Here is a 21738-nt window from a genome sequence, read left to right on the forward strand (position 1 = left end):
CCGGGGTCGCGGCCTATGGAATAGCGATGGTATTGGTGGGGTCTTCCCGAAGCGCTATACCGGGCGCCTGCTTGCGTCCCTTCGATGTTGCGCCGAACGCACCCAGGTCATCCGAGATCATCGGTATGTCGACTTTTATGGTATCCCCGGGCTCGACAGCGCTCGTCTCGCTCGCTTCCAACTTCTCTGTCGTGCCGTCCGCGGATGGCCTGAAAATCGTGTAGATCGGCGCCGCCGCTTCCGTATCGGCCCGGCGGGCTTCCAGGCTTGGGGCGGAGACTTCGGAATCGTACAACAGCTGCTGTGTTGTCTCTGTCTTGCTCGCGAGGGCATCGAGCTCGGCCTGCGTTTGGCGCAAGTCGACCGTCACCTCGTTTCTCCTCCCATCCTGGAGTTCAAGAATCGAAATGTCCGTCTTGCTGATTTCCTGGCGGCCCCGCAGCAGGCTGGTCTCAGCCGCAAGCCTTTCACTTTGGGCCTGCGCGAGCGTCCGTTCCAAGGAGAATTCGCGAGGCGCAACCGCGAGACCTTTGTCCACCAGCGCTGAGACGCTTTTCAGCTCCTTTTGAATGGACTTGATCTGCGTATCCAGGAAAACCAGTTGCTCCTCAAGCGACGTGAGTTCTTTTTCAAGGAATTCTCGCAGGTTTTGAAGTGCCTTGATCTGGGTATCCAGCCCTTCGCTCCGCGCCTGAAACACCAGGCGCTCCTGCTTGACGATCATGGCGATCGCACTATCTTGAATGTGGGCCGTCACTTCCGGCGGGAGGGCTATCTCGTCGGCATGAGACAGTTCCGCCTCCAGCCGTGCTTTCCGCACGAGCAGATTGACCTCGTTCAACCTGATCAGACCAAGATCCCCGCGGGCCTGGATCGCCTCGCGTTCGAACCTTGCGTCCTTGTCTTCCCGGGTTCGCAGTCCGCCTGCAAGACCTAATGCCTTCAAGACCGTCAGCCCCGGCCGATACGCGAACTCTCCCGACTGCGAGACCTTGCCCACCACGTAAATCGGTCGGAACTGGACGATTTCCACCGCTGCGGCCGGTGGTCTTGCCAGACCAATGCTTCGCATCAGGCTTTCGCCGACGAAGCCCGCGACCTCCTGGGTCGTGAAGCCGGCAGCCTTGATTTCTCCGACCAATGGCAGGGAAACGGAGCCATCTGGGCCGACCGTATAAACGTCATTGAGCGCATCCCAAGCAAATATCGAGTCCCGAGACGCCCGCCATTCGTAGACCTTCACGCGAATCTTGTCTTGAGCCCCCAGAACATACCCTGTGGGGTTGGCAGATGAAGCGCCAACAACTGCGCTGGCTGAAAGTCCCGCCAGCACAGCCACACGAAGAAAATGCGCGGTCCTCCATCGATTGAACAGCTTGCGTGAGCACGCCACGCGATTGGTCAACCCAATGTCAATCGAACGAGTTGGCTCTTCCAGCATCACGACCTCTGCGCTAGATTTCCAAAATATATTCCGGCTCTACCCGACCTCTCGCCACATGTGATATGGCAAGAAGATTGCCACGGAGGCGTCCTCGCCGATCGACATAGGACTCCGGCCAGAGGCTGCGTGCGAGATTAGCGAGAAGATTCTTGCCCACCAGCCGCAATGCGAAGATGAACGGAACGGTGCCTTTGCGGATAAGATATATTGGGTTGGCTACCTGAGAATAACCGAAGCGAACACCACTAACGCGGCCGGTCTTCACGCCGAGGTGGACACCCCGGACCGAGTTCAAGCCAACAACCCGCCCTTTGACTCTCAGTTGGCTGGTGAAATCGACGTCTTCCTGCCACCCATAGAGGACTAGGCGCTCATCAAAGCGCAGATTGCCTATGAATGCCGTCCTGATGGACATGTTGCAGCCATAGCCACACAGCTTGTCCACGCCGCGCGCTTGCGCGGTGGGGCCGGCATCTGCGAGCGCTTGCATACCCTCATCCCAGGTCAGGCCTGCCGAGCTTGCTCCATCCCTAAGCACGTTGCCTGTTATGACCGCCCAGTCAGGTTGCTGCTCGAAGGCCCTCGACACGCCGGCGAGATAGGTGTCTTCAGGAATGAAGTCGTCATCGAAAAAGGTGACAATGTCGAACCGGTCAACGACCGCGTCGAGAGCGACGTTTCGCTGAGCGGGCAAGCCGGTCTTGCCGAGCAGTATCGAGACGGGGAACGTTGAGGCCATATTGGTGGGGATGTGTCCGGCATCCGGGGCGGAGATGATGACGGCGTCCGGTAATCTGGACTGCTTCTCAAGCTGTGCAAGAAGTCGGGTCACGTGTTCAGGACGTCCGAACGTTGCAATGGCCACGACCACTTTCATCGACGATCAGCTCTTCCTTTGGCAAACAAAACCAGATGCAGGCGCGCCAGGCTCCATGATGCATCCTAACGCGCCAAACGCAGCGATGCAGCCTGTGCATAGGTTGGCGCTGATGCCCGCTCTTAGGCACATCGAAGTAGCAGGCTTACTCCGTTGGAATGCATGCATGCATGCTCTGTCAGGGACGCAGCTCAGCCTGAAAGGGAGCTTGTGCAGATCGGACGCACAACACACTGTCGCATGATGGCAAGGGGTCGGGGGAAAGCACATGCGTCATGAGCGGCGGGCAAAATCTTCTGACTCACAACGTCTTGGTGGCAGTAGCACCCGTTCCGCTGCCACGACGCCATTGGCCGCTATCGACCGTAACGCCCGCATCGCTCTCGTGCACGACTGGTGCCCGAATTTTCGAGGCGGGGAACGCGTTCTCGCTCGTCTTTGCAAGATATTCCCGCGAGCCGAGGTCTTTACGCTGTTTGATTTTCTGCCGAAGGACGTAAAAGAAGATTATTTCAGGGGTGTCATGTTCCACGTATCCCCTATGAATCGTCTTCCGTTTGTAAAAAAGTATTACCGGTCACTTTTCTTTCTCTGCCCATTCATGGTCGAGCAATTTGATGTAACTGGGTACGATGCCGTCATTTCCTCGTCTGCAGCCTTTTCCAGAGGCGTTCTGACCAGGCCGGACCAGCCCCATCTTTGCTATGTCCATAGTCCGGTGCGATATGCCTGGGACGAGCAATTCTCCTACCTGCAGCAGGGTGGGCTAGGATTCGGGCCGAAGGGCCTGGCGTTTCGGTATCTGCTTCACAATCTGAGGATGTGGGATGTTCGCACCGCGCATGGTCCTGATCTGATGCTGGCGAACTCGACCTACGTCCGTTCGCGAATCCAGCGGATCTACGGTCGCGACGCAAGGGTGGTCCATCCACCTGTGGCCATCCAGGAGCTCGAATTCGTCGCTGACAAGGACGACTACTATGTCACGGCTGCGTTTCACGCTCCTTACAAGCGCACGGACCTCATCATTGAGGCATTCAGCAAAATGCCATCGCGCCGGCTGGTCGTTGTAGGCGACGACGTGCAATCAAAGCACCTGAGATCGATCGCCGGTCCTAACATTGTCTTTACCGGGTACCTGCCCCGGCACGACTATATCGACAAGATCGCGCGCGCTCGCGCCATGGTTTTCGCCGGATGCGAAGACTTCGGGATTGCCCTTGCCGAGGCGCAAGCGTGCGGTACTCCGTTGATCGCTTTCGGCCGTGGCGGGGCTCGCGACATTGTTCGGCCGCTTGGCGACAGCAATCACCCCACCGGCGTGCTCTTCGACAAGCAGACACTTGGCTCCCTTTCGACCGCTATTGAGCGGTTCGAGGCGAACACAACTTCTATTGCGCCGAACGCATGCCGCCTGAATGCAGCCCGGTTCTCCGAGGAACGGTTTGATTTGGCCATATGTGACGCCCTTGGCCTTGCTCAATCAGTTCAGTCTGCCCGCGAAATGGGACACAACGCATATCTCGGAGCCGAGAGTACGGCCCGCGACATTTCCGATAGTCTTGCCGAGGCAACCCTGCCATGAATTCATTTGACCCGCATGCTGCCAGGAACGGCCAGGCACTTCGAACGACGGCGTGTCCGTGCTGCTCAGCGGCGGTTGGTCGATCAATTTATTGCGTCGAATCGGTCCCGGTTCACAGTTGCGTCCTCTTGAACACGGCTGAGGAAGCTCAAGCCTTTCCCCGTCGCCAGATTGATCTGGCATTCTGCGAAGCGTGTGGCTTCATATTCAACAAGGCCTTTGACGAAGGCGTTATGGTCTACTCGACCAATTTCGAGGAATCGCAGCATTTTTCGAGCACCTTCAACAACTTCGCGAAGGAGCTCGCGCATGAGATCGCTCGCAAATGCGAGATAGCGGGCAAGAGGGTGCTGGAGATAGGCTGCGGCAAGGGAGAATTCTTGCGAGAACTCTGCCAGTCGGGCAAGGCCACGGGGGTCGGCATCGATCCAGGGTATCGCGCCGACAAGGGACGCAACGAAGACTTCCACGACATCGAGTTTATCGTCGACTTCTTCGGAACGCGGTATCGGCATCTTCAATCCGACACGGTCCTTTGCCGACACACGCTCGAGCACATAAAGTCGGTTGCCGCATTCGTGCGGCTGATCCGCGAGATGGTTGGCGAACGGACCGAAGATTGGATCTTCTTCGAAACCCCCGACGCAAAACGCGTGCTCGCCGAAAGTGCCTTTTGGGATATCTATTACGAGCATTGTTCCTATTTCAGTGCCGGCGCGCATGCGCGCCTATTTCGGCAGGAAGGCTTCGACGTCATCGATCTGGAACTCGTCTACGACAAGCAGTACATCGTCCAGTACGCCAGGCCGTCAAAAGACCGATCAATGCCAAGGCTGCCGCTGGAACGCGACCTGGAGGAAATGCACCACTTGGCCGAAACGTTTCCCATCCGCGTAAGGGCTTCGCAACATCGATGGCTGGAGCGTATCCGTTCTGCCCATGCCGCTGGCCGGCGCGTGGTGCTGTGGGGCGGCGGCTCCAAGGCGGTGTCATTCCTGACGACACTGAAGATAGGGGAGGAGGTGTCTGCTGCTGTCGACATCAATCCCTACAAGCAAGGCAAATTTACGCCAGGGAGCGGCCATCCTGTGATCGCTCCGACAGAGCTTGTTGATCATCCACCCGACCTCGTCATCGTCATGAACCCAATTTATCGCAACGAAGTGGTCCAGTCCCTGGACGCCTTGGGCTTGCGGCCGGAAGTCGTCTCGGTGTGATCGCGACCTCGCGCGGAGCGAGCTGAAAATGGAAGTACCCATGCCTCCACAGGTGTCCCTAGGTCTGCCCGTCTATAACGGCCAGAATTTCCTCGCCGAGGCGATCCGTTCGATCCTCGATCAGGACTTCAACGATTTCGAGCTGGTCATAACCGACAACGCCTCCACCGACAGGACCGCGGATATCTGTCAGGAATTCGCACGACGGGATGGACGCATCCGCTATTTTCGCAACGAACGCAATCTAGGCGCCGCCGGCAACTTCAACCAGGCTTTCAAACTGAGCACCGGCAAATATTTCAAATGGTGCGCGCACGACGATACGGTAAACGGAGGTTTTCTCACGGCGTGCGTTCGTGCACTCGACGAGAACGCCACGCATGTGATTGCCTACCCCCGCCTGCTGGGCATCGACGAGGCCGGACAGTTGACGGGGTATGTCGAACGTGTGCCGTCCGGCATGGAAAGAGCGCCGCCGGCGTCCCGCTTCCGGCTGATGGTTGCGGCGCACGGATGGGACGCGGCCATGTTTGGCCTTTGGCGGCGAGACGCCCTGGTCAAAACAACATTGCACGAGCCGTACTATGGGTCTGACTGTGCCCTTCTGGCCGAGATCGCTCTGCTGGGGACGTTTGTGGGCGCTCCTGAGGCCGTTCTGTTTAGCCGTGACCATCCTATGCGCTCGGTTCGACTGCCGAGTTCCGATCGACTGGCCTGGCAAAATCCGGATGGCTCCAGGGCAAACGCCTTTGAGCTGTCGACACGGCTAAGGCATCTGGTGGCGATCGTCTATCGGCACCGCGGGATCGTACCGTTTGGGCGGACACTTTTTCATCTGTTTGCCTGGGCCCTTAATCCACTGCTTGTCGCGCGACTGTGCCTTGAAGCCGTGGGGGTTGTTTCTCCCACCTTGCGCACGAAACTGCGCGGTGCCGGCCTTGAGGCGCTAAAACGCATCCAAACAATTTCCAATCGATCTCCTGGCTAAATGAGCAATTTTGGTGACCATCCGCTCGGAGGTTGAATGAATCGCCGCAAGCTGGCACCGGGTGCATCGGCCTTCCCAATCCCGCGACAATTGCCCAAGGGGTCGGGCATGAGGAATCTGGTGATCGTACGCGCGGGACGCAGATCTTTGCATCCCGGCTGGGTGAATGGGGTGGGCAAGGCCGGTTTTGACCTTCTGGTCGCCGCCTATGAGGCTGGTGTTCCTCATCGACCGACCGATCTCAATGTCTTCCTCCCCGGCCGCAAGATTGCCGGATATCATGCCCTGTTCCAATGCTACCCAGAGATCTTGGACAACTACGATCTTATCGCGCTGATCGACGATGACATCGACACCACCATGGACGATATCAATCGCCTTTTCGAAATCGGCAAGACGTACAATCTCGATTTGTTTCAACCGGCTTTGTCATCAGACAGTTATTTTTCATATGCGTCGACCCTCACCAGCGGAAGGCAATACGTCTTGCGATACACCAACACGGTCGAAATGATGTGCCCCGTGTTTAGCGCACGTTGCCTGCGGGCCGCGCTGGGATTGTTCGGGCTGGGCTACGAGACAGGGATAGATTTGCTCTGGACCCGCCTGACTGACACACCCTGGCTGCGGTACGCCATTATTGACGATGTCGTCGTGCGCCATACGCGGCCCGTGGGAACGACAAAAACCATGCAGGGCTTTGGCGCGAACGAACGTTATGATGTTCAAATCGATGCCGTGTTGAAGCGATTTGGCGCTGAGTTTCGTGGGTTCGTAACATACGCGGCCGTCAATCGGCGAGGGCAGCTTGTTCGCTCCCGCTTTCTGATCGGCCTGAATTCCCTGACACTTTTGCGATCGCTGTTCAAAACGCCACTCAAGTGGACCCAGTTCCTGCGTCTGGCCACCGACTACACGCGACATTGCTGGTTAAGGCCGATCAACCTGCAGCGGATCGACATCGCCGGTATCAAGAAGCCAGGCCTTCACTGCGAGAGGACGCCTCGTTCGATCATGCCACGATGATCTCCGACGCAAGGCCGAGCTGGCGGGCGGCCTGGGCTACTTCGTCGCGATAGAGAGGGTTCATCACGATGATCGAATGCAAAGGCCTGCCACGCAGGTGATCGGGCCCGATCACCGGGGTTCCGGACCCCGGGGCAAAGCGGCCTTGCTTGTGCGGGTTGACGTCGACGAGCGCGCTTATGCGCGCGCCCTCGGGAACGACGTTGACGAAAGTGATGCCTTTCGATCCCGCACCCCACACAACGGTCTGCGCCGGGTCCTGTTTTGAAAGGTACTGATGCCACCACGCCACTTTGTCGCGGTAGGTGCGATCGAACTTGCGGACCAGCGCGTCGATCGTCCCGGACGTCGAGAGACTGATAACCGTCGGAGATGCCAGAGGTTTTGCTTCTATAAAGAGGTACTGATCGCCGTATGATGAACCCTCGTCCAGCACCTCGAAACCGGCCGTCTGCATCGCTGCCCGCAAGGATTGCGGCGTGAAATAGGATACGTGCTCATAGATCAGATCCCAGATGCCCATGTCGCGCAATGTATAAAGAGCATTGGGCACTTCGATGTAGAACACCGACTTGGATCCAACTCCAGGATGAGAGCGAAGTCCCTGCAGGAAGGCTATTGGATTGGCCATGTGTTCCAGAACGTGACGGCAGGAGACGAAGTCGGGGTCGACGTTCGGATAGGCATCGCCGAACCAGTCGTTGATGAACTCTACGCCGGCGACTTTTTCGCCCCGATTGTCTTCGTAACTCCTGTCAAAGCCAATGCCCCTGGCGCCGCTGATCGAACAAATGCGTTTGAGGAAATCCCCCTTGCCGCAACCAATGTCGACGACCAGTTTTCCCTCGAGCGCGTAAGTGCTGGATAGGCGGTGCGCGAGATCCTCGACGAACTTTACGAAACGCGGCGAGAAGTGCAGCGAATTCTCATAATCTGGGGTGTATCCGACGCGATCGTCTTCAAATGCCGCGTTAAAGAAATGTTCGCAGCCACGGCAGAAGGCGAGGGCGAAGTGGCCGATCGCTGCAGCGACGGCCGACTTCGCGTCCGAGTGCAGTGAGTTGCACGAAACCGGCAATGCTTTAAAGGAGACTGAATGCAGCAAATGCTGTCCTGCGCACACGGGACAATCCCCACGAAGGCGCGCGGGACTTGGGACGGCGCTGCGCAGTTCGCCACCGAGCGCGGTTTGGATTCCCATGATCATACGATCCGTGGGGTCGGCACCGGCACGATGAACTTGCCACCTCGAGCGCGATATTGCGACTGCTGCGCCACGATCTCGTCGATAAAGTTCCAAGCCAGGACGAGCACATAGTCTGGCTGGGCATCCAGCAAGGCTTCGGGCGGGCGAATGGGGATTCTCTGGCCTGGCATGTATTTGCCCTGCTTGTGTGTGTTGCGGTCAACCACGAAATCGAGGACATCACCTCCGATCCCGGCGGTGTTGATCAAGGTGGCCCCCTTGGCCGCGGCCCCATAGGCCGCGATAGTGGCGCCATCGGCCTTCAAACGATGCAGCAGACTGCGAAGGTCCACCTTCAGCTGGTCGACTTTCGCGGAAAAATCGCGGTAATATTCAACAGCATCCAGTCCGCGTGATTTCTCGTGTGCCAGCTGATTGCTTACGCTCGCTCCGACACGCTCCAGCTTCTCGACATAAAGGCGAAGCGAGCCCCCATGGATCGATAGGTGCTTTATCTCGTTGAGATAGAGCCCATGCCTGCGAAACAGATTGTCCAAAGCCGTCACTGAGAAATAGCACAGATGTTCGTGGTAGATCGTATCGAATTCACAATGATCGATCATTGGCTCGACATACGGCGCCTCTATGACCGCGACGCCGTCATCCTTGAGGAGCCTGGCGACGCCGGCGACGAAACCATTGGTGTCGGCGACATGGGCAAGGACATTGTTTGCGTGAATGACATCGGCCTGTCTGCCTTGCTCACGAAGTTTTTCGGCTAGCTCAAGCGTGAAAAAGGCAAGATCTGTCGGAACACCGATCTTGTTTGCCGCAGCGACAGGTCCATCGGCCGGGTCGATGCCCAATACCGGAATATCCGCTTCGACATAGTTCTTCAGAAGATAGCCATCGTTGCTCGCCAGTTCGATCACGAAACTGTCGCCGGTCAGCCCGCGCCGCTCGATCAGATCCAGAACGTTCTCCCGCGAGTGCTCCAACAACGCTTGCGAGAATGACGAGTAGTAGGGATAGGCATCGGCAAACAGGATCCTGGGGTTCACCGTTTCGGTAATTTGCACCAGACTGCAGTCTTGGCAGAAGGCGACATTGAGCGGAAAAACGGGCTCTGCCTCGCCACGGTTGGCATCAGTTGTAAGCCGGTCGGCAAGAGGTGTCCTGCCGAGCTTCAAGAACGTATCCATGTGAGGCCCACCACAAGACCTGCAGGTCTGTTCGGTCACAGATGCCGTACCAGCGATCATCATGGTCATCGTCCTCAACTACATTTTTGTCAAACTGCCATCGCCAGCATTGGCCTGCGACGCAGGTCGCCATCCAACTCGCCGTCTCGGATCAATTTCTGTACATGGGCGATGCGTTTGAAGCGCTCGCCCTCAAAGTCTTCCAGCGTCAGACTTGCGGCCTTGAAGGTGTCGTAGAGTTGCTCGATACCGCGCCGTGCAGTCCATTGCGGTTTGAACCCGTGCAGCCGCCGTCCGATATAGGAACAGTCGACGCGATAACATCGCTTGTCCGGCCCGGCGTCTGGCGCGAACTCCACACGGCTGCCGGGAACGATCGCCTGCACCAGGGCGGCGATCTCACGGATTTGGTAATTTTCCGTCGTCAAGCCGACATTGAATGCCTCGTTGTGGACAAGGTCCCGGTCGGCTTCGAGCACAGCGATGTAGGCGAGTGCAATGTCCTCGACATGGACGATTGGGCGCCATGGCGATCCATCGCTTTTGAGGTAGACGAGGCCGGTCGTATAGGCCCATGCTGTCAGGTTGTTGACCACCAGGTCGAAGCGGATGCGCGGCGACAGGCCATAGGCGGTGGACGCGCGCAGGAATGTCGGGCTGAACGTTTCGTCGGCCATAGGTGAGACGGCGCGCTCCACATTCGCCTTCGATACGCCATAGGGCGTAACGGGATTGAACGAGGCGTCTTCGGCCAGGAAGCTGTCCCCGGCCGCTCCATAGTTGCTGCACGATGACGCGTAGAGGAAGCGCTGGACGCCGGCCGCCTTGGCGATCCTGGCGAGCCTTACCGAGGCGTTGCAGTTGATGTCCTCTGTGAGATGCGGCCGGTAGTCCCCTAACGGATCGTTTGAAAGGCCGGCGAGATGGATGATGGCATCGAAGCCAGCGACATCATCGGATTCGATGTCGCGAATGTCTTTCTCGATCGTCAGCGTGTTGGCCAGCGCGCCGACAAACGTGCACGCCCGGAAGATATCACTGTCAAGGCCTGTAACCTCGTGACCGCGTTGCAGCAGCATCGGCGCCAAGACAGAGCCAATATAGCCAAGATGACCCGTAACCAGAACTTTCATCGATCAATCCCATGTCTTCCAGGGGGCGTTGCCGCCGTCCCACAGCTTCTGAAGCAGATGCTTTTCGCGTACCGTGTCCATGCATTGCCAAAAGGATTCGTGGCGATAGGCCATCAACTGCCCGTCGTTGGCGAGCCTCTGCATGGGCGCATGCTCGAACATGACGTCGTCGCCGTCGATGTAGTCCGCGATCCCCGGTTCGAGCACGAAGAAGGCGCCATTGATCCAGCCCTCGGAGGCCTGCGGCTTTTCCGTGAAGTCGACGACGCGATTGCCATCGAATTCAATGTGCCCATAGCGGGCCGGCGGTCGCACCGCCGTCATGGTGGCCAGCTTGCCATGCGATTTGTGGAAGGCGATCAGCTCGTCGAGATTTACATCCGAAACGCCGTCACCCCATGTGAGCATCACGGTCTCGCCGCCCATCCATTCGATAAGCCGCTTTATGCGGCCCCCGGTGAGCGTGTTCAGTCCGGTTTCCACCAGATCGACGGACCAGTCCGGCAGCGAATTGGAGTGACGCTTGACACTGCCCAATCCGGCATTGACCGTTAAACTACCATCGAATGCGACATAGTCACTGAACCAGCGCTTGATGTATTCGCCCTTGTATCCCAAGGCGATCGCAAATTCGCGGTGGCCGTAGGCGTAATAGTGCATCATTATATGCCATAGAATCGGCTTGGCTCCGATCTCGACCATTGGCTTTGGCTTGATTTCGGTCTCTTCCGCCAAGCGCGTACCTAGTCCGCCAGCTAGAATTCCCACCTTCATTATTTTCACACCCCTTACTGTGGTTTTGCTAGCATGCGTTTGTCAGGTTGAACCAGACCGAAGAAGGGATGATGGGAAGACATGAATGCGTAACTTCAGGCATACGTTTGGCGCTATGCTCGACAGAGCGATAATAAGGGGGGCTCATCCATTCGAGGTAGCGGACTGGGGGTTATCGGCGGTCATTGTTGCACCGCACCCAGATGATGAGACCTTGGGATGCGGAGGTGTCGCGAGCAAGAAACTCCACCGCGGGGTCGACGTGAGATTTGTGTTCGTTACAGATGGTGCGGCCTCCCATTCGAATCATGTTGAGCCGCAGGCACTAAGGACTGTCCGGGAACGCGAAGCGGTCGAGGCCGTTCGCCGGCTGGGCGGATCGCCCGACCGTGTGACATTCCTGCGCGTTCCGGACGGTGCGGCGAGGACCCATGTGGGAGCGATCGCGAATGCGCTCGCGCCGCTGTTTGTCGCCTGGCAGCCGCAAAGCGTTTTCGTCACGCACGCGAAGGAGCCGCCTTCCGATCACGTTGCCGTCAATCTTGGCACAAGGCAGGCGCTGCGAATTTACGGCCGCCATGTCAGCCTTTTCGAGTATCCCGTCTGGTATTGGCATCAGTGGCCCTGGGTTAGCCTGCACAGCCAAGTGCCTGGGCTCCATCGCGCCGCGCTGCGTCAAACGCTGCGGACCCTTGCCGGCCTGCGTGGCATCGGATTGTTCAACTGCGTTGTCGATGTCGGCGACATGATCGATGTAAAACGCCACGCCTTGATGTCACACCGATCTCAGGTCGAGCGGCCAGCGGGGCTCGATAGCTGGCCCGTGCTGGGGGATATCGGTGGCGGCGACTTCCTCGGTCGGTTGCTGGGCAACCACGAGATGTTCACGCGCTATGAGCTTAACGCGTGACGTCGGCATGTCTGATGCGATAGGTGATTAGCTGGGGTACCGCCAGAAGGATGTGAGCGCAGCAACTGATGTATAACTCGAAAGCCGCGCCTGGTTCTGCGATATTCGAGGTGTGCTCGCTTTGAGCCAGCTCGTGAGGAAGATCGATGCGACTAGCGACGAAGCTGCATGACGTCTTGTCCGGCATGCCGACAATTGCCAAGGGAGAAGCCGCCGGCCTGAAGATATTTTCGCGCGGTGCCGATCCCGATTTTGCCGAGGGAATCTATGAGCTTCCGGTGCAGAAGGCGATTGCATCGCGCCTGAGAGCTGGTGATGTTTTTTATGACATCGGCGCCAACATAGGTTTCTTTTCACTGATTGCAGCGCGCCAGGTCGGCGCCACCGGCCAAGTCTATGCCTATGAGCCTGTCCCCCGAAATGCTGCCGCTATCGAGCGAAGCCGTGACGCCAACGGATTGACCGGGCTTCGTGTTTTTGCCGAAGCCGTTGGTGCCCTCAGCGGGCACGTCGAGTTGTTGCTGGCTCGCCATCTCGGAGGCGCCACCCTGGCCACGGTTTCCATGCCTCCGGATATGAATGGGCGTCTCGAGGTCAAGATGACGACCCTTGACGCCTCCATAGCCGAACACGGATTGAGGCCGCCGAACCTGATCAAGATCGATGTCGAAGGCGCGGAAATGGACGTCTTTCGTGGAATGGTGGCGACCTTGGACACGCATCGCCCAAAGCTGATTTGCGAGATCGATGATGCCACAAAGGAGGGTGCAGATCGCAAGATGGGTGAGATCGCCCAGTTCCTGGCTTCAATCCGATACACCGTTTCGCCCCTGCCGCTAGCTTATGCCAACGATGGCTGGCAGGTGTCGCATTTGCTTGCCCAGCCCATGACGATGTGAGGATATCTTCTTGGATTGGCACGACCGGCCGGAGCCGGCTGAAGGGGTAGAAGCCAACGGCGCTTCCCCCAGCGCGATACTGGTCGATGACTTTATCGACAATCGCGCGCGCGGCACGGTGATAGGAACGCCGGCGACGACAGGAGGCATCAGGCACGGCCGCGATGTCGAGCGGCAGATCGCGATTGATCACGGTGCCCTGCGCTTTCAGCCGCTTGTGCGACCGGGCTGGGGTCGGCAAGGTATCGCCTACGGCCCCTTTCAGCGCGAGCCCGGCCTCGTGCTCATGGTCTCCTTGAGCAACGGACACAACACTTCGCAGGGTTCACCACTACCCGACGACATCGCCAGGCGCTTCTACCGTTGGCTGCGGGGACCAGGCATCGACCCTTGGCCCCGCCGATTGCTTGCCTTGGTGCGCTCGCCGCGAAAGAGCCTCACAGTCCGCCGGTTTTTGTGGTGGGCCCTCAGCACGTCAAAGACCTACCGGGGACCGAACATCAACGAGAATCTGGCTGTTGGTTGGTTCTCCAAAGAGGCCCCCATGGATCCGCCTGCAGACGGCTGCTGCTTCGTCGTTCACGCGGCGGAAGGTGAGAACGGAGAGCTATGGGCTCGTGTCGGCGAGCGTTGTCTTAGTGCGTTTCGGCGCTTGAAGAACATTCATATGTATTACGTCGTGGCATTGCGCGAACAGGGCGCTGTCTACTACGCGGCAGCCGACCAAACCGCGTTCGGCGTTCCGGCGTTCCCGATGATGCGGCCGATCGCGATCGACCCGTTCAACAAGGACGAGAAGCTTTTCGCCGGCGTCCATCAAGCCGCGCTGGGTCAGATCGGGTTTAGGGTCGACACGCGCGTCGAGGCGATCCACGTCGGAACGGTACCGCAGCTCGCTAAAACGTTTGGATCCGCTCACGCTGCCGACGCATTTGACGAAGGCTTGCCAACGCGGCCTGCCAATATCGGCGGATCTTGGCGTAGCTGGGCGGATGGATCCGGCACTTTCTGCCTCGTCGATCCCGGCCGCTCGTCCGGACTGATCCACGCACTGCTGCAGATTGACAAGGCCTCTGGCGCCGGGGGGCTCGTCTGGCGGTTCGGCGATATCGATAACTACTGGCTGCTGAAACTCTCGGCGCTCGGATGCAGTTTGGTTTCCAAGCGCTCTGGCAAGGAGACAGCCATCGCCTCACATGCAGAACACGGGCTGCGAGCCGGCACTACGCACTCGGTTCAGATTCTCGACTGGGGCGGCCAGGTGAGCTGTTTTCTGGACGGGGTTCGCCTTTTCGAGGCACATGCGGGTGTTGTCGACATCGAGACCGCGACCGGAGCAGGTATATGGAAATGTGGCGACAGCGAAGTCCGCTGGCACAGCTTCGAGGCGCATCCGAGCGAGGTCCCTGTGCCATTAATGGCGCCTTTGCGCGAGCATAGGCGGCTGCTCGGTACATGCCTGTCTTACGCCGACAGTTTTGTCGGCCCTGCCGGAGAGCTGGAACAACGCACGACGGAGTTCGGCAACGGACAATGGAGCCGGACGCTCGGAGGCGGGATCATCGACCTCGACGGGCGTGGCGGCGCCCGTGTGCGGGCGAGCGTGGAACGGCCGAACCCTGGTCGCACGTTCTATTCGCTGCCGTGGGATCTGCAGGGTTTCACCGATCTGGAGGTTTCGGTACTGCCTCCCGGAGAGCGTCGAGGACAGGATCAACGCAGCCGGGCCGGATTGGTCTTCTGGCAAGATTGCGACAACTATGTCTGCGTCACGACCTGGCTCGACGACGTTTACCCGGGGGCCTCGATTTCAGTGTTTATCAAACGCTTCGGCTTTGAAGAACTTTACGATGCGATATGGACCAACGTGGCGGACAAGGTTGTCTGGGGGAAGCTGTTTCGCATGCGCGTCGCATTCGACGGCAATCGGTTTGAAATCTTCATCGATGACGAAGCTGTGATGCAACGCAGCCTGACCGACATCTATCCGAATGATCCGGCACTGCGCATCATGCGGGTCGGACTTGCCGTGAACTGGGAGTGGGGCGACGACACCGGTTCGGTCTTCACCTCGTTCAAGGCCCGGCGCTGATCCGAGAGCGGTTTGCCTCAAAAACGCGCACGGCGCGCAGAGATGGCCGTCGCATACTGGGCAAGGGTTGATTCAGCAATTTTTTCCCATCCATAACGATCGGCGACCCTCGCGGCTGCTTGAGATCCCATCATTGCCGCTCGCGCCGGGTTGGCCAGAAGATCGATTATTTGAGCTGCCAGCGCCTGCGGGTCATTTTTTTCCACAAGAACACCACCCCCGATCCCTTCCACAATTTCCGTCATGCCGCCGACGCGCGTTGCCAGAACGGGAGTGCCCGCCGACAGGGCCTCGATCAGGCTCATTCCGAAGGATTCACTCAAGGAAGGATTTACGAGGAGCGATGCCTCGACATATCGCTGGGTCAACAATCCGTAGGGCAGGGTGCCAAGAAAGCTGACGGTGGAAGCGATTGATGCGGGTAGCATGGCGCGCAATGCCGCTTCGTAAGAACCGAGATATTCGCGACCGCCCTTATAAAAGCGAGCGAGGTCGCGAACGTCATAATCCGAGCTCAAGTCAATCAAGAATTCGCGAGGAAGAGTGGCCGATGGACCAACGACCTCGAGGCGGGCCATGGGAAGTTCAGCACTCACAATCTGCCAGGCTTCCATCAACGTGTGGAGGCCCTTTTCGGGAGACACGCGGCCGACAAACAATACCCGGCCAGGAATTCGCGCTGTAGTCGAGACGGTATGGCTAACGGGGGCTCCATTCGGCAGAACCGCGAAGGCTTTGTCCAATTCGGCAAAGCGCTTGCGCGCGCCCGCGAGGACATGTCCAGAGCACCCGACGACAAGATCGGTGGCGGCCAGTGCGCGCCTCATCGCTTCGCGGTCAAGTTCGGCAAGCCAGTCGCAATGCATGTGCAGCATGATTGCCGCTTTCGGCGCCGCCCGCCGGATCGCCGGCACGTATTGAGGGAAGTTCTGCACGTGGATTACATCAGGCGAGACCCGACGGATCGCCCGCAAGGCCTGGGCTAGATAGTCTACCGCATAGATACCTTGCGCGACCAACGGCGATCGCGGCCTGACATGCCTCCAGACACGCGAGGCGAGGCCCCAAATACGTGCCGGTGCGCATCTCAGCAGTTCAAAACGTACGCGGTCGATCTCCAGTTGCGCCGGCATGCCCCGCAAACGTCGCGCCAAAACCGTCGTTTCGCAATCGCCACCCAGCCGCCTGGCAACCTCATATGTCCATATGCCAATCGAATTCTGGGCCGGCGGTGTCACTGTGTCAAAGGGCTGGCTCAGTATGACAACCTTCATCGGGCCCTCAGTCCAAGCACAAAATTGCGTGCATTGAGCAGGTCGGGCCTCACCAGCATGAAGGAGGCCGCGGCATAGACGATCGCGCCAACAAAGATGCCGCCGATCAGGACGAAGCTTGGCGCGGCGTTGGCGGGGGCGCCCCTTACCCACATACTGACCAGCGCAAACATTACGATCGATGCCAGAGCAAGCCGAGGGAAAATCACCAGCGGCCGGAGTACATCAATGTGGGCAATTCGGCGGATCTGGACAAGGAAGACCGGCAGAAGCAGTACGTTGCTGGCCACCAGGCCAGCGATGGCCCAGGCGAAGCTGACTTGCACGCCACCGGTTATGAAGACCAGGGCCAGAGCCGTATAGATCATGTTCAGCTTGAGCAGCAGCCCGGAGCGGCCGAGTGCGAGGATCGTATACGCGCAGATGCCGTCAACCGTTCTTTGTACTCCCAATATCATCAATATCTGGACGGCCACGACGCCGACCGACCAATGTTGGCCGAAGATGAATGGAACGGCGACGGGCGCCACCGCTGCGAAACCGAAAAACGCTGGAAAACCAATGATCCCTGCGACGCGGATCGTCGTGTTGAAAAAGCTGTCTATCTTTTCTGGTTGAGCCTGGATGCGGGAAATGGTTGGCATCGTGATGGCCATAATCGGCCAGAGCAGGAATTCGACCAGAAGATCGAGAGGTCGACGCGCAAGGGCATATATGCCAACGGCGCTCGGACCGAGGAACGCACCAAGCACGATCTTGGGGAGTTCATCGTTACCCAGGTTCCAGAGAGTTTGCACAATCAGTGGGCCGGCAAATCCAAAAAGCTCCCGGATACGGGCAAAGGAAAATCGGAAGCGCGGCTTCCATGTGCTGCCAATGAGAATGACGCTTGTCTCGACAATGGCTTTTGTGAGCTGCATCCACACGAGGCTCCACACGCCAAATCCGGCAAGCGCCATTGCCACTCCAAGCGTGCCGCCTACCACAGAGCCTGTCAGCGTTCGCACTGCAAAAAGGCGAAAGCTCAACTCCCGTTTCAAGATAGCCGCAGGGACGACATTAAAGGCCTGAATCACAACAACCGCGCTGGTCCACTTGACGAGCGCGTATAGCTGCGGCTGCTCGAACGCAGCTGCAATCATCCCGGCGGACATCCAGATGAAGGTACTGATTACCGCTCCTGTCGAGATAAGCAGCCAGAACGCTGAGTCCAGATGAATGGGTTCGATTTCAGCCCGCTGAATAATGGCGTCGGGCAATCCCCGCGTTACCGGAGCGGCGAAAATATTCGGCACCACCATCGAGAGCGCGGCAAGCCCGAATGCCTCGGGGCTAAGATGGCGCGCCAGCACCACGAACACGGCAAACATAGCGGCCTGCCGACCCCAGGTTTCCGCAGCCGCCCAGAAAGCCCCGTTGGCGATCTGCTTACCAAATACACTCACCGAACCGCCTGCTGATTGGAGAACAAACATGGATGCTTGGAGTGAAATTCGTAAGAATTTATCAATTCAGCCATAACGTCTTGGCGCGTTAATTTGTTGATACTGAGTTTACCGAGATAGGAATCTAGGCCGTTGTTGTCTGGCTCACGACCAAGAAGCACCCGGTATAGGAACGTTACATATTTCGCGTTTCCGAGGCCAGCCGGCAGCTTTCCTGTTCTGAATTCGGCCGAATTCAATATCAGCAGGAGTGTTGACGAGATCGACAGGTCGGTTTTCAAGGCGACAACCTGGCTCCACTGCTCGATCGGCGAGGGCATGCGATGCAGGAGCAAGCAGTATGCATAAGCAACCCGGTTTGCCGGGTTCAAGGAGGACTTATCAATAGTATCGATAGAACAGGGGTGAATTGCACGCACAGGTCCCGGTGAAGGATCCGATGCCTGCTCGCTAAGCATTGGGCTCGTCGTTGTCACTGTTGGCGAAACCAAACCCGACTTACCGCCCGCTATGAACTTCTTTACCGCCTCGTATGCTGGTTTTTCTCCACCGGGAGTCCATAACCCGCCGCCACGTTTTTCCAGCCGGACGAGGCCCATAAAAGCCTCATAGCTTGGCGCCCAGTAGGTCTCATCGAGGAGCTCGTAAATGTGGGCAGCCTGGACGTCATAGGAAGAGTGATATTTGCGCAGGAGGTTCATGGTTTCGAGCAGACCTTCGGCCTGCTGGCTTTCTCCTCGTTGGCTGCCTTCGCTGTAATTGAACTCAGTCAACCAAATCGGTTTGCCGAACGTCGCCAGGAACTTGAATGCCTCCTCGGGATCACCCTCATAGAGGTGCCAGACCGAAATATCCCATCTTATGCCGTCTTGCCGCATGCGCGTGAATGCCGCGCGATGGCCCCAGCCTGCGGTTCCCATCGCTTTCCTTATGGTCGGGTCGATCGCGATGGTGGCGTCTGAAAGACCGCGCAGCACCGCGCTCACCTTCACCCAGCGTGGGCTGAAATAGTCTGATTTTTCCATGCCGCTGGCCGGTCCCCAGGCACAGCTGTACTGCACTCCGTCATCCTTTATCTCGCAGGGCAACAGGATGGCATAGTTCTCCATCTCGTTGCCGAGCTCCCAGACGCGAATGTCGTCCTTGAAGCGAGATACAAGTGTCGATGCAAGACGATAGGCTTGTGCGTAAAGTTCATCGACAGTGCTGTGGTCGAGATCGAGCTCGGGTGTGATCACCGGCAGGATCTCTACCCCGCGTGCCCTCCCAGCCTTGATCAGTTCGGCAAGTCTGGCTGCGCTATCCACGTTGGAAATGTTGACACGGTAGGACCTCATCCCGAGGTCACGGACGTAGTCGAGCTGCTTTTCGATGGATATACCGGGATAAGCATTGAACGGATGGCCATTCACGCCCCAAAGCAAGTCCGCAGCGGACGCACCGGTGGTGATCAGGCACCATAGGCATAGCCAAGGACATATGGTCGCCGCGGCAAGGTGGCCAACGACTCCGAATCCCGATGACTTGGTCGCGGCCCGCATCAGGTCAAACTTGCCTGGACGTCGCCAGATATCATGTGCCTTCACTCCATTGCCAGATCTGTCACTGATCCATCGAAGAGATCATTTGAGGCCGGCGATGTCGGGCGGCATCTTACCATTGGCGAGCCGGCGCGAACCCCAGACATTGGGCGTAGCTGTCAGCCCCTGGACACGCCCTTCGGATGAGAACGGCCGGAAACCGTACTTTGCGCCAGCTAAGTCGCAAGGCCAGGATGACCTTGGCCTTCCCATCATGCAAAGTCTGACAGACCGAGAGCTTATCCCCGCGCCGCTATCCTTGCGCCCAATTGTGATTGTTGATGACGCGACATTGGACGATAAACGGCCGTTTCCTGGCGCAACCGACGACAGGAGTTCAAAGATATGCACGCGAGATCATTTCGGCGCTGGACGGCTTGCTCGCCGATCGAGGTCCATTGGCAAGAGACCTAGCGGTTGAGTTGTTGGCTCCCCCCGGCCCACATGACCTGGCGGGCCTTTCAGCGATCGACGTCCGGACAGTCGGCAGCTTCGGGGGGCATGCCTGGGAACAAGCCGTCCTTCCGGCTCGTCTTCGTGGCGGTCTGCTTAGCCTATGCAACACAGGCCCTTTGAGCGTGCGCAGACACATACTGTGCATTCACGACGTCAATACGCGAATATGCCCGCAGAGCTATTCGCTGCCGTTTCGACTGCTTTACCGTACACTGGTACCTGCCTTGGGCAAGACTGCACTGAAGATAACAACGGTCTCGCAATACTCTGCCGGAGAGTTGATGAGGCACGGCGTGTCTTCAGCGTCCAAGATCGAGGTCATCGGCAACGGGCACGAACATTCGCTTCGCTGGGTGCCTCGTCATTCAGACCGCACCCGGGCTGTCGCCGGACCAAGGACGATTGTTGTGCTCGGCAGTTCAATTCCGCACAAGAACATAGGTCTGATCCTTGGCCTGCAGGATAGGCTTGGTTCGGCGGGCCTGCAGGTGGCGGTCGTCGGCGCCTCTGCCTCCCGTGTCTTCAGCAGGATCGACTACAAGAACGCGCCAAACGTCGTCTGGCTGGGAAGAACGTCGGACGCGGAACTGGCTGCACTTTTGCAGGACTCTTTGTGCCTGGCGTTCCCGTCACTTGTTGAGGGCTTTGGATTGCCGCCGCTCGAAGCCATGTCTCTTGGATGTCCGGTCGTCATGTCGGACCGTGCAAGCCTCCCAGAAATCGGCGGAGATGCCGTTCTTTACGCTTCCCCCGATAATGCCAATGCCTGGTTCGACTGTTTCATGCGGCTGCAACAGAACGAGGGTCTCAGACGCGATTTGTCTTCGCGCGGCCGGGCGAGAGCGGCTCGATACAGCTGGACCGCATCGGCTCAACGATATCTCGAACTGATGGCTCGTGCAGATGGGGTTCCGGAAGTGGCGCCGTGCCGTCTTGAAGACATTGAACGCCTTGCAACCTGACAGTTCGGACCGCGGATCTAATTAATTGGCTCGCAACGGACCGTCATAGACCGTTACGGCGCAATCGATCTTGGCTGCGACCACAGGTCTGTGTTTGTCGTCATATACCTGGACAGCCAGCGCGCTCTTCACACCATCATGCCATTCGTCTTGCGCTATGGCCACGAGCATCCTGATGGCGTCGGCCTGCGCCTCGGCAATGCCCAGGTATTCGGTACCTTCTGTGTCGGGCGAGCGTGTTTTGCCGTCCTGGATGTCGAAAAAAAACACGGGCATTAATTATCTCAACCTTATTAAACTGCGACGTCAAAAATACCGCTCGCCGAGGCGCTTGGGCTGTGCTGGCGCCAGTTCATAAGTCAATTTCCTGACACAGGACAGCAACCGCAGGTGGGAACCAAAACGGAGCTGTGCACAACCTGGCAGAAGCTTGATCACAAGATATAAGGTAGCGATATAATTCGTTACCTATCGTTTCAGAATACGTGAGCCAATGTGGAACTCTGCCGACAACTATGCGGCGATCGACCCCACCGTTAGGAGAGCCTGTTTGTCAGACGAATGAGCAAGAGCTGGGGCTTGTGTGATATTGTCGCCGCTTGACCGATATCTGTTCCAGCCATTTGGAGTTTTCCAGTCTTGACCCCCAGGATCGTCGGCGAGGCCTTGCCCAACAGCTTCGAATTCG

The 21738-nt window shown here is 58.1% G+C and carries 18 protein-coding genes; 8 read left to right on the plus strand and 10 right to left on the minus strand.

Going from position 1 to position 21738, the window contains the following annotated elements; translation table 11 throughout:
• Window positions 1–13: 13 nt before the first annotated feature.
• Both FJ978_RS11000 and FJ978_RS11005 read right to left on the minus strand, forming a co-directional pair.
• Complete coding sequence (locus tag FJ978_RS11000) at window positions 14–1441, minus strand: polysaccharide biosynthesis/export family protein (protein WP_013894104.1); 1428 nt, start codon at window positions 1439–1441, stop codon at window positions 14–16.
• A 13-nt stretch (window positions 1442–1454) separates the two neighbouring features.
• Window positions 1455–2321 (minus strand): glycosyltransferase, encoded by an 867-nt coding sequence (locus FJ978_RS11005; protein WP_013894105.1) that lies wholly within the window; start codon window positions 2319–2321, stop codon window positions 1455–1457.
• A 268-nt stretch (window positions 2322–2589) separates the two neighbouring features.
• Between FJ978_RS11005 and FJ978_RS11010 the strand changes: the two genes are divergently transcribed.
• The 4 genes from FJ978_RS11010 (at window position 2590) to FJ978_RS11025 (ending at window position 7137) form a co-directional block, all read left to right on the plus strand.
• Entirely contained in the window at window positions 2590–3906 is a 1317-nt protein-coding gene (locus tag FJ978_RS11010; RefSeq protein ID WP_140572136.1) for a glycosyltransferase, read from the plus strand.
• Between the two features lie 128 nt (window positions 3907–4034).
• Window positions 4035–5123 (plus strand): class I SAM-dependent methyltransferase, encoded by a 1089-nt coding sequence (locus FJ978_RS11015; protein ID WP_224729556.1) that lies wholly within the window; start codon window positions 4035–4037, stop codon window positions 5121–5123.
• A gap of 28 nt (window positions 5124–5151) precedes the next feature.
• Window positions 5152–6111, plus strand: coding sequence for a glycosyltransferase family 2 protein (locus FJ978_RS11020; RefSeq protein WP_140572138.1), 960 nt, complete (start codon window positions 5152–5154; stop codon window positions 6109–6111).
• A 36-nt stretch (window positions 6112–6147) separates the two neighbouring features.
• Window positions 6148–7137 carry a hypothetical protein gene (locus FJ978_RS11025; protein ID WP_140572139.1) on the plus strand — a complete coding sequence of 330 codons (990 nt, stop codon included), beginning with the start codon at window positions 6148–6150 and terminating at the stop codon, window positions 7135–7137.
• Here FJ978_RS11025 and FJ978_RS11030 read toward each other — a convergent pair.
• Genes FJ978_RS11030 through rfbF form a run of 4 tightly spaced genes read right to left on the minus strand, consistent with a single transcriptional unit; the run spans window position 7124 to window position 11432 of the window.
• Window positions 7124–8338 carry a class I SAM-dependent methyltransferase gene (locus tag FJ978_RS11030; RefSeq protein WP_140572140.1) on the minus strand — a complete coding sequence of 405 codons (1215 nt, stop codon included), beginning with the start codon at window positions 8336–8338 and terminating at the stop codon, window positions 7124–7126. The two genes, FJ978_RS11025 and FJ978_RS11030, sit on opposite strands and share 14 nt — an antisense overlap.
• 2 nt (window positions 8339–8340) lie before the next feature.
• Window positions 8341–9594 (minus strand): class I SAM-dependent methyltransferase, encoded by a 1254-nt coding sequence (locus tag FJ978_RS11035; protein ID WP_348640304.1) that lies wholly within the window; start codon window positions 9592–9594, stop codon window positions 8341–8343.
• Between the two features lie 20 nt (window positions 9595–9614).
• Window positions 9615–10658: an SDR family oxidoreductase gene (locus FJ978_RS11040; RefSeq protein ID WP_013894112.1), complete on the minus strand. Its 1044-nt coding sequence runs from the start codon at window positions 10656–10658 to the stop codon at window positions 9615–9617.
• A 3-nt stretch (window positions 10659–10661) separates the two neighbouring features.
• Window positions 10662–11432: a glucose-1-phosphate cytidylyltransferase gene (rfbF, locus tag FJ978_RS11045; RefSeq protein WP_013894113.1), complete on the minus strand. Its 771-nt coding sequence runs from the start codon at window positions 11430–11432 to the stop codon at window positions 10662–10664.
• A gap of 85 nt (window positions 11433–11517) precedes the next feature.
• Here rfbF and FJ978_RS11050 point away from each other — a divergent pair, with 85 nt between their 5' ends.
• The 3 genes from FJ978_RS11050 (at window position 11518) to FJ978_RS11060 (ending at window position 15333) form a co-directional block, all read left to right on the plus strand.
• Window positions 11518–12342 (plus strand): PIG-L deacetylase family protein, encoded by an 825-nt coding sequence (locus tag FJ978_RS11050; protein ID WP_140572142.1) that lies wholly within the window; start codon window positions 11518–11520, stop codon window positions 12340–12342.
• Window positions 12343–12488: 146 nt separating this feature from the next.
• A complete protein-coding gene (locus FJ978_RS11055) occupies window positions 12489–13241 on the plus strand; it encodes an FkbM family methyltransferase (RefSeq protein ID WP_013894115.1) in 753 nt (250 codons plus the stop codon).
• A 10-nt stretch (window positions 13242–13251) separates the two neighbouring features.
• A complete protein-coding gene (locus FJ978_RS11060; protein WP_140572143.1) occupies window positions 13252–15333 on the plus strand; it encodes an oxidoreductase in 2082 nt (693 codons plus the stop codon).
• Window positions 15334–15350: 17 nt separating this feature from the next.
• On the opposite strand, the gene FJ978_RS11065 is transcribed toward FJ978_RS11060, so the two are convergent.
• From FJ978_RS11065 to FJ978_RS11075, 3 genes are read right to left on the minus strand one after another with little or no spacing between them, the layout of a single operon-like run.
• Window positions 15351–16607, minus strand: a complete 1257-nt coding sequence (locus tag FJ978_RS11065; protein WP_140572144.1) for a glycosyltransferase family 4 protein — start codon at window positions 16605–16607, stop codon at window positions 15351–15353.
• A complete protein-coding gene (locus FJ978_RS11070) occupies window positions 16604–18082 on the minus strand; it encodes a lipopolysaccharide biosynthesis protein (protein WP_246678106.1) in 1479 nt (492 codons plus the stop codon). The genes FJ978_RS11065 and FJ978_RS11070 overlap by 4 nt, the downstream gene beginning before the upstream one ends.
• Window positions 18049–19638 carry a DUF4214 domain-containing protein gene (locus tag FJ978_RS11075; protein WP_348640305.1) on the minus strand — a complete coding sequence of 530 codons (1590 nt, stop codon included), beginning with the start codon at window positions 19636–19638 and terminating at the stop codon, window positions 18049–18051. The genes FJ978_RS11070 and FJ978_RS11075 overlap by 34 nt, the downstream gene beginning before the upstream one ends.
• Window positions 19639–20312: 674 nt before the next feature.
• Here FJ978_RS11075 and FJ978_RS33160 point away from each other — a divergent pair.
• A complete protein-coding gene (locus tag FJ978_RS33160) occupies window positions 20313–21050 on the plus strand; it encodes a glycosyltransferase family 1 protein (protein ID WP_245265102.1) in 738 nt (245 codons plus the stop codon).
• A gap of 21 nt (window positions 21051–21071) precedes the next feature.
• Here the strand turns inward: FJ978_RS33160 and FJ978_RS11085 are convergent, their stop codons facing one another.
• The gene (locus tag FJ978_RS11085; protein ID WP_013894121.1) at window positions 21072–21326 is read right to left on the minus strand and encodes a hypothetical protein; all 255 of its coding nucleotides are present in this window, start codon (window positions 21324–21326) and stop codon (window positions 21072–21074) included.
• Between the last annotated feature and the right edge of the window lie 412 nt (window positions 21327–21738).

This window comes from Mesorhizobium sp. B1-1-7 (genome assembly GCF_006442705.1).
In the GTDB taxonomy this organism is placed as follows: domain Bacteria; phylum Pseudomonadota; class Alphaproteobacteria; order Rhizobiales; family Rhizobiaceae; genus Mesorhizobium; species Mesorhizobium opportunistum.

Excerpts from the sequence above, each read along its gene's own strand:
- FJ978_RS11030 (WP_140572140.1), bottom strand. The coding sequence starts at position 8,338 with ATGGGAATCCAAACCGCGCTCGGTGGCGAACTGCGCAGCGCCGTCCCA.
- FJ978_RS11085 (WP_013894121.1), bottom strand. The coding sequence starts at position 21,326 with ATGCCCGTGTTTTTTTTCGACATCCAGGACGGCAAAACACGCTCGCCC.
- FJ978_RS11055 (WP_013894115.1), top strand. The coding sequence starts at position 12,489 with ATGCGACTAGCGACGAAGCTGCATGACGTCTTGTCCGGCATGCCGACA.
- FJ978_RS11070 (WP_246678106.1), bottom strand. The coding sequence starts at position 18,082 with ATGTTTGTTCTCCAATCAGCAGGCGGTTCGGTGAGTGTATTTGGTAAG.
- FJ978_RS11000 (WP_013894104.1), bottom strand. The coding sequence starts at position 1,441 with ATGCTGGAAGAGCCAACTCGTTCGATTGACATTGGGTTGACCAATCGC.
- FJ978_RS11010 (WP_140572136.1), top strand. The coding sequence starts at position 2,590 with ATGCGTCATGAGCGGCGGGCAAAATCTTCTGACTCACAACGTCTTGGT.
- FJ978_RS11040 (WP_013894112.1), bottom strand. The coding sequence starts at position 10,658 with ATGAAAGTTCTGGTTACGGGTCATCTTGGCTATATTGGCTCTGTCTTG.
- FJ978_RS11065 (WP_140572144.1), bottom strand. The coding sequence starts at position 16,607 with ATGAAGGTTGTCATACTGAGCCAGCCCTTTGACACAGTGACACCGCCG.
- FJ978_RS11020 (WP_140572138.1), top strand. The coding sequence starts at position 5,152 with ATGGAAGTACCCATGCCTCCACAGGTGTCCCTAGGTCTGCCCGTCTAT.
- FJ978_RS11005 (WP_013894105.1), bottom strand. The coding sequence starts at position 2,321 with ATGAAAGTGGTCGTGGCCATTGCAACGTTCGGACGTCCTGAACACGTG.
- FJ978_RS11035 (WP_348640304.1), bottom strand. The coding sequence starts at position 9,594 with ATGACCATGATGATCGCTGGTACGGCATCTGTGACCGAACAGACCTGC.
- FJ978_RS11025 (WP_140572139.1), top strand. The coding sequence starts at position 6,148 with ATGAATCGCCGCAAGCTGGCACCGGGTGCATCGGCCTTCCCAATCCCG.
- rfbF (WP_013894113.1), bottom strand. The coding sequence starts at position 11,432 with ATGAAGGTGGGAATTCTAGCTGGCGGACTAGGTACGCGCTTGGCGGAA.
- FJ978_RS11050 (WP_140572142.1), top strand. The coding sequence starts at position 11,518 with ATGCGTAACTTCAGGCATACGTTTGGCGCTATGCTCGACAGAGCGATA.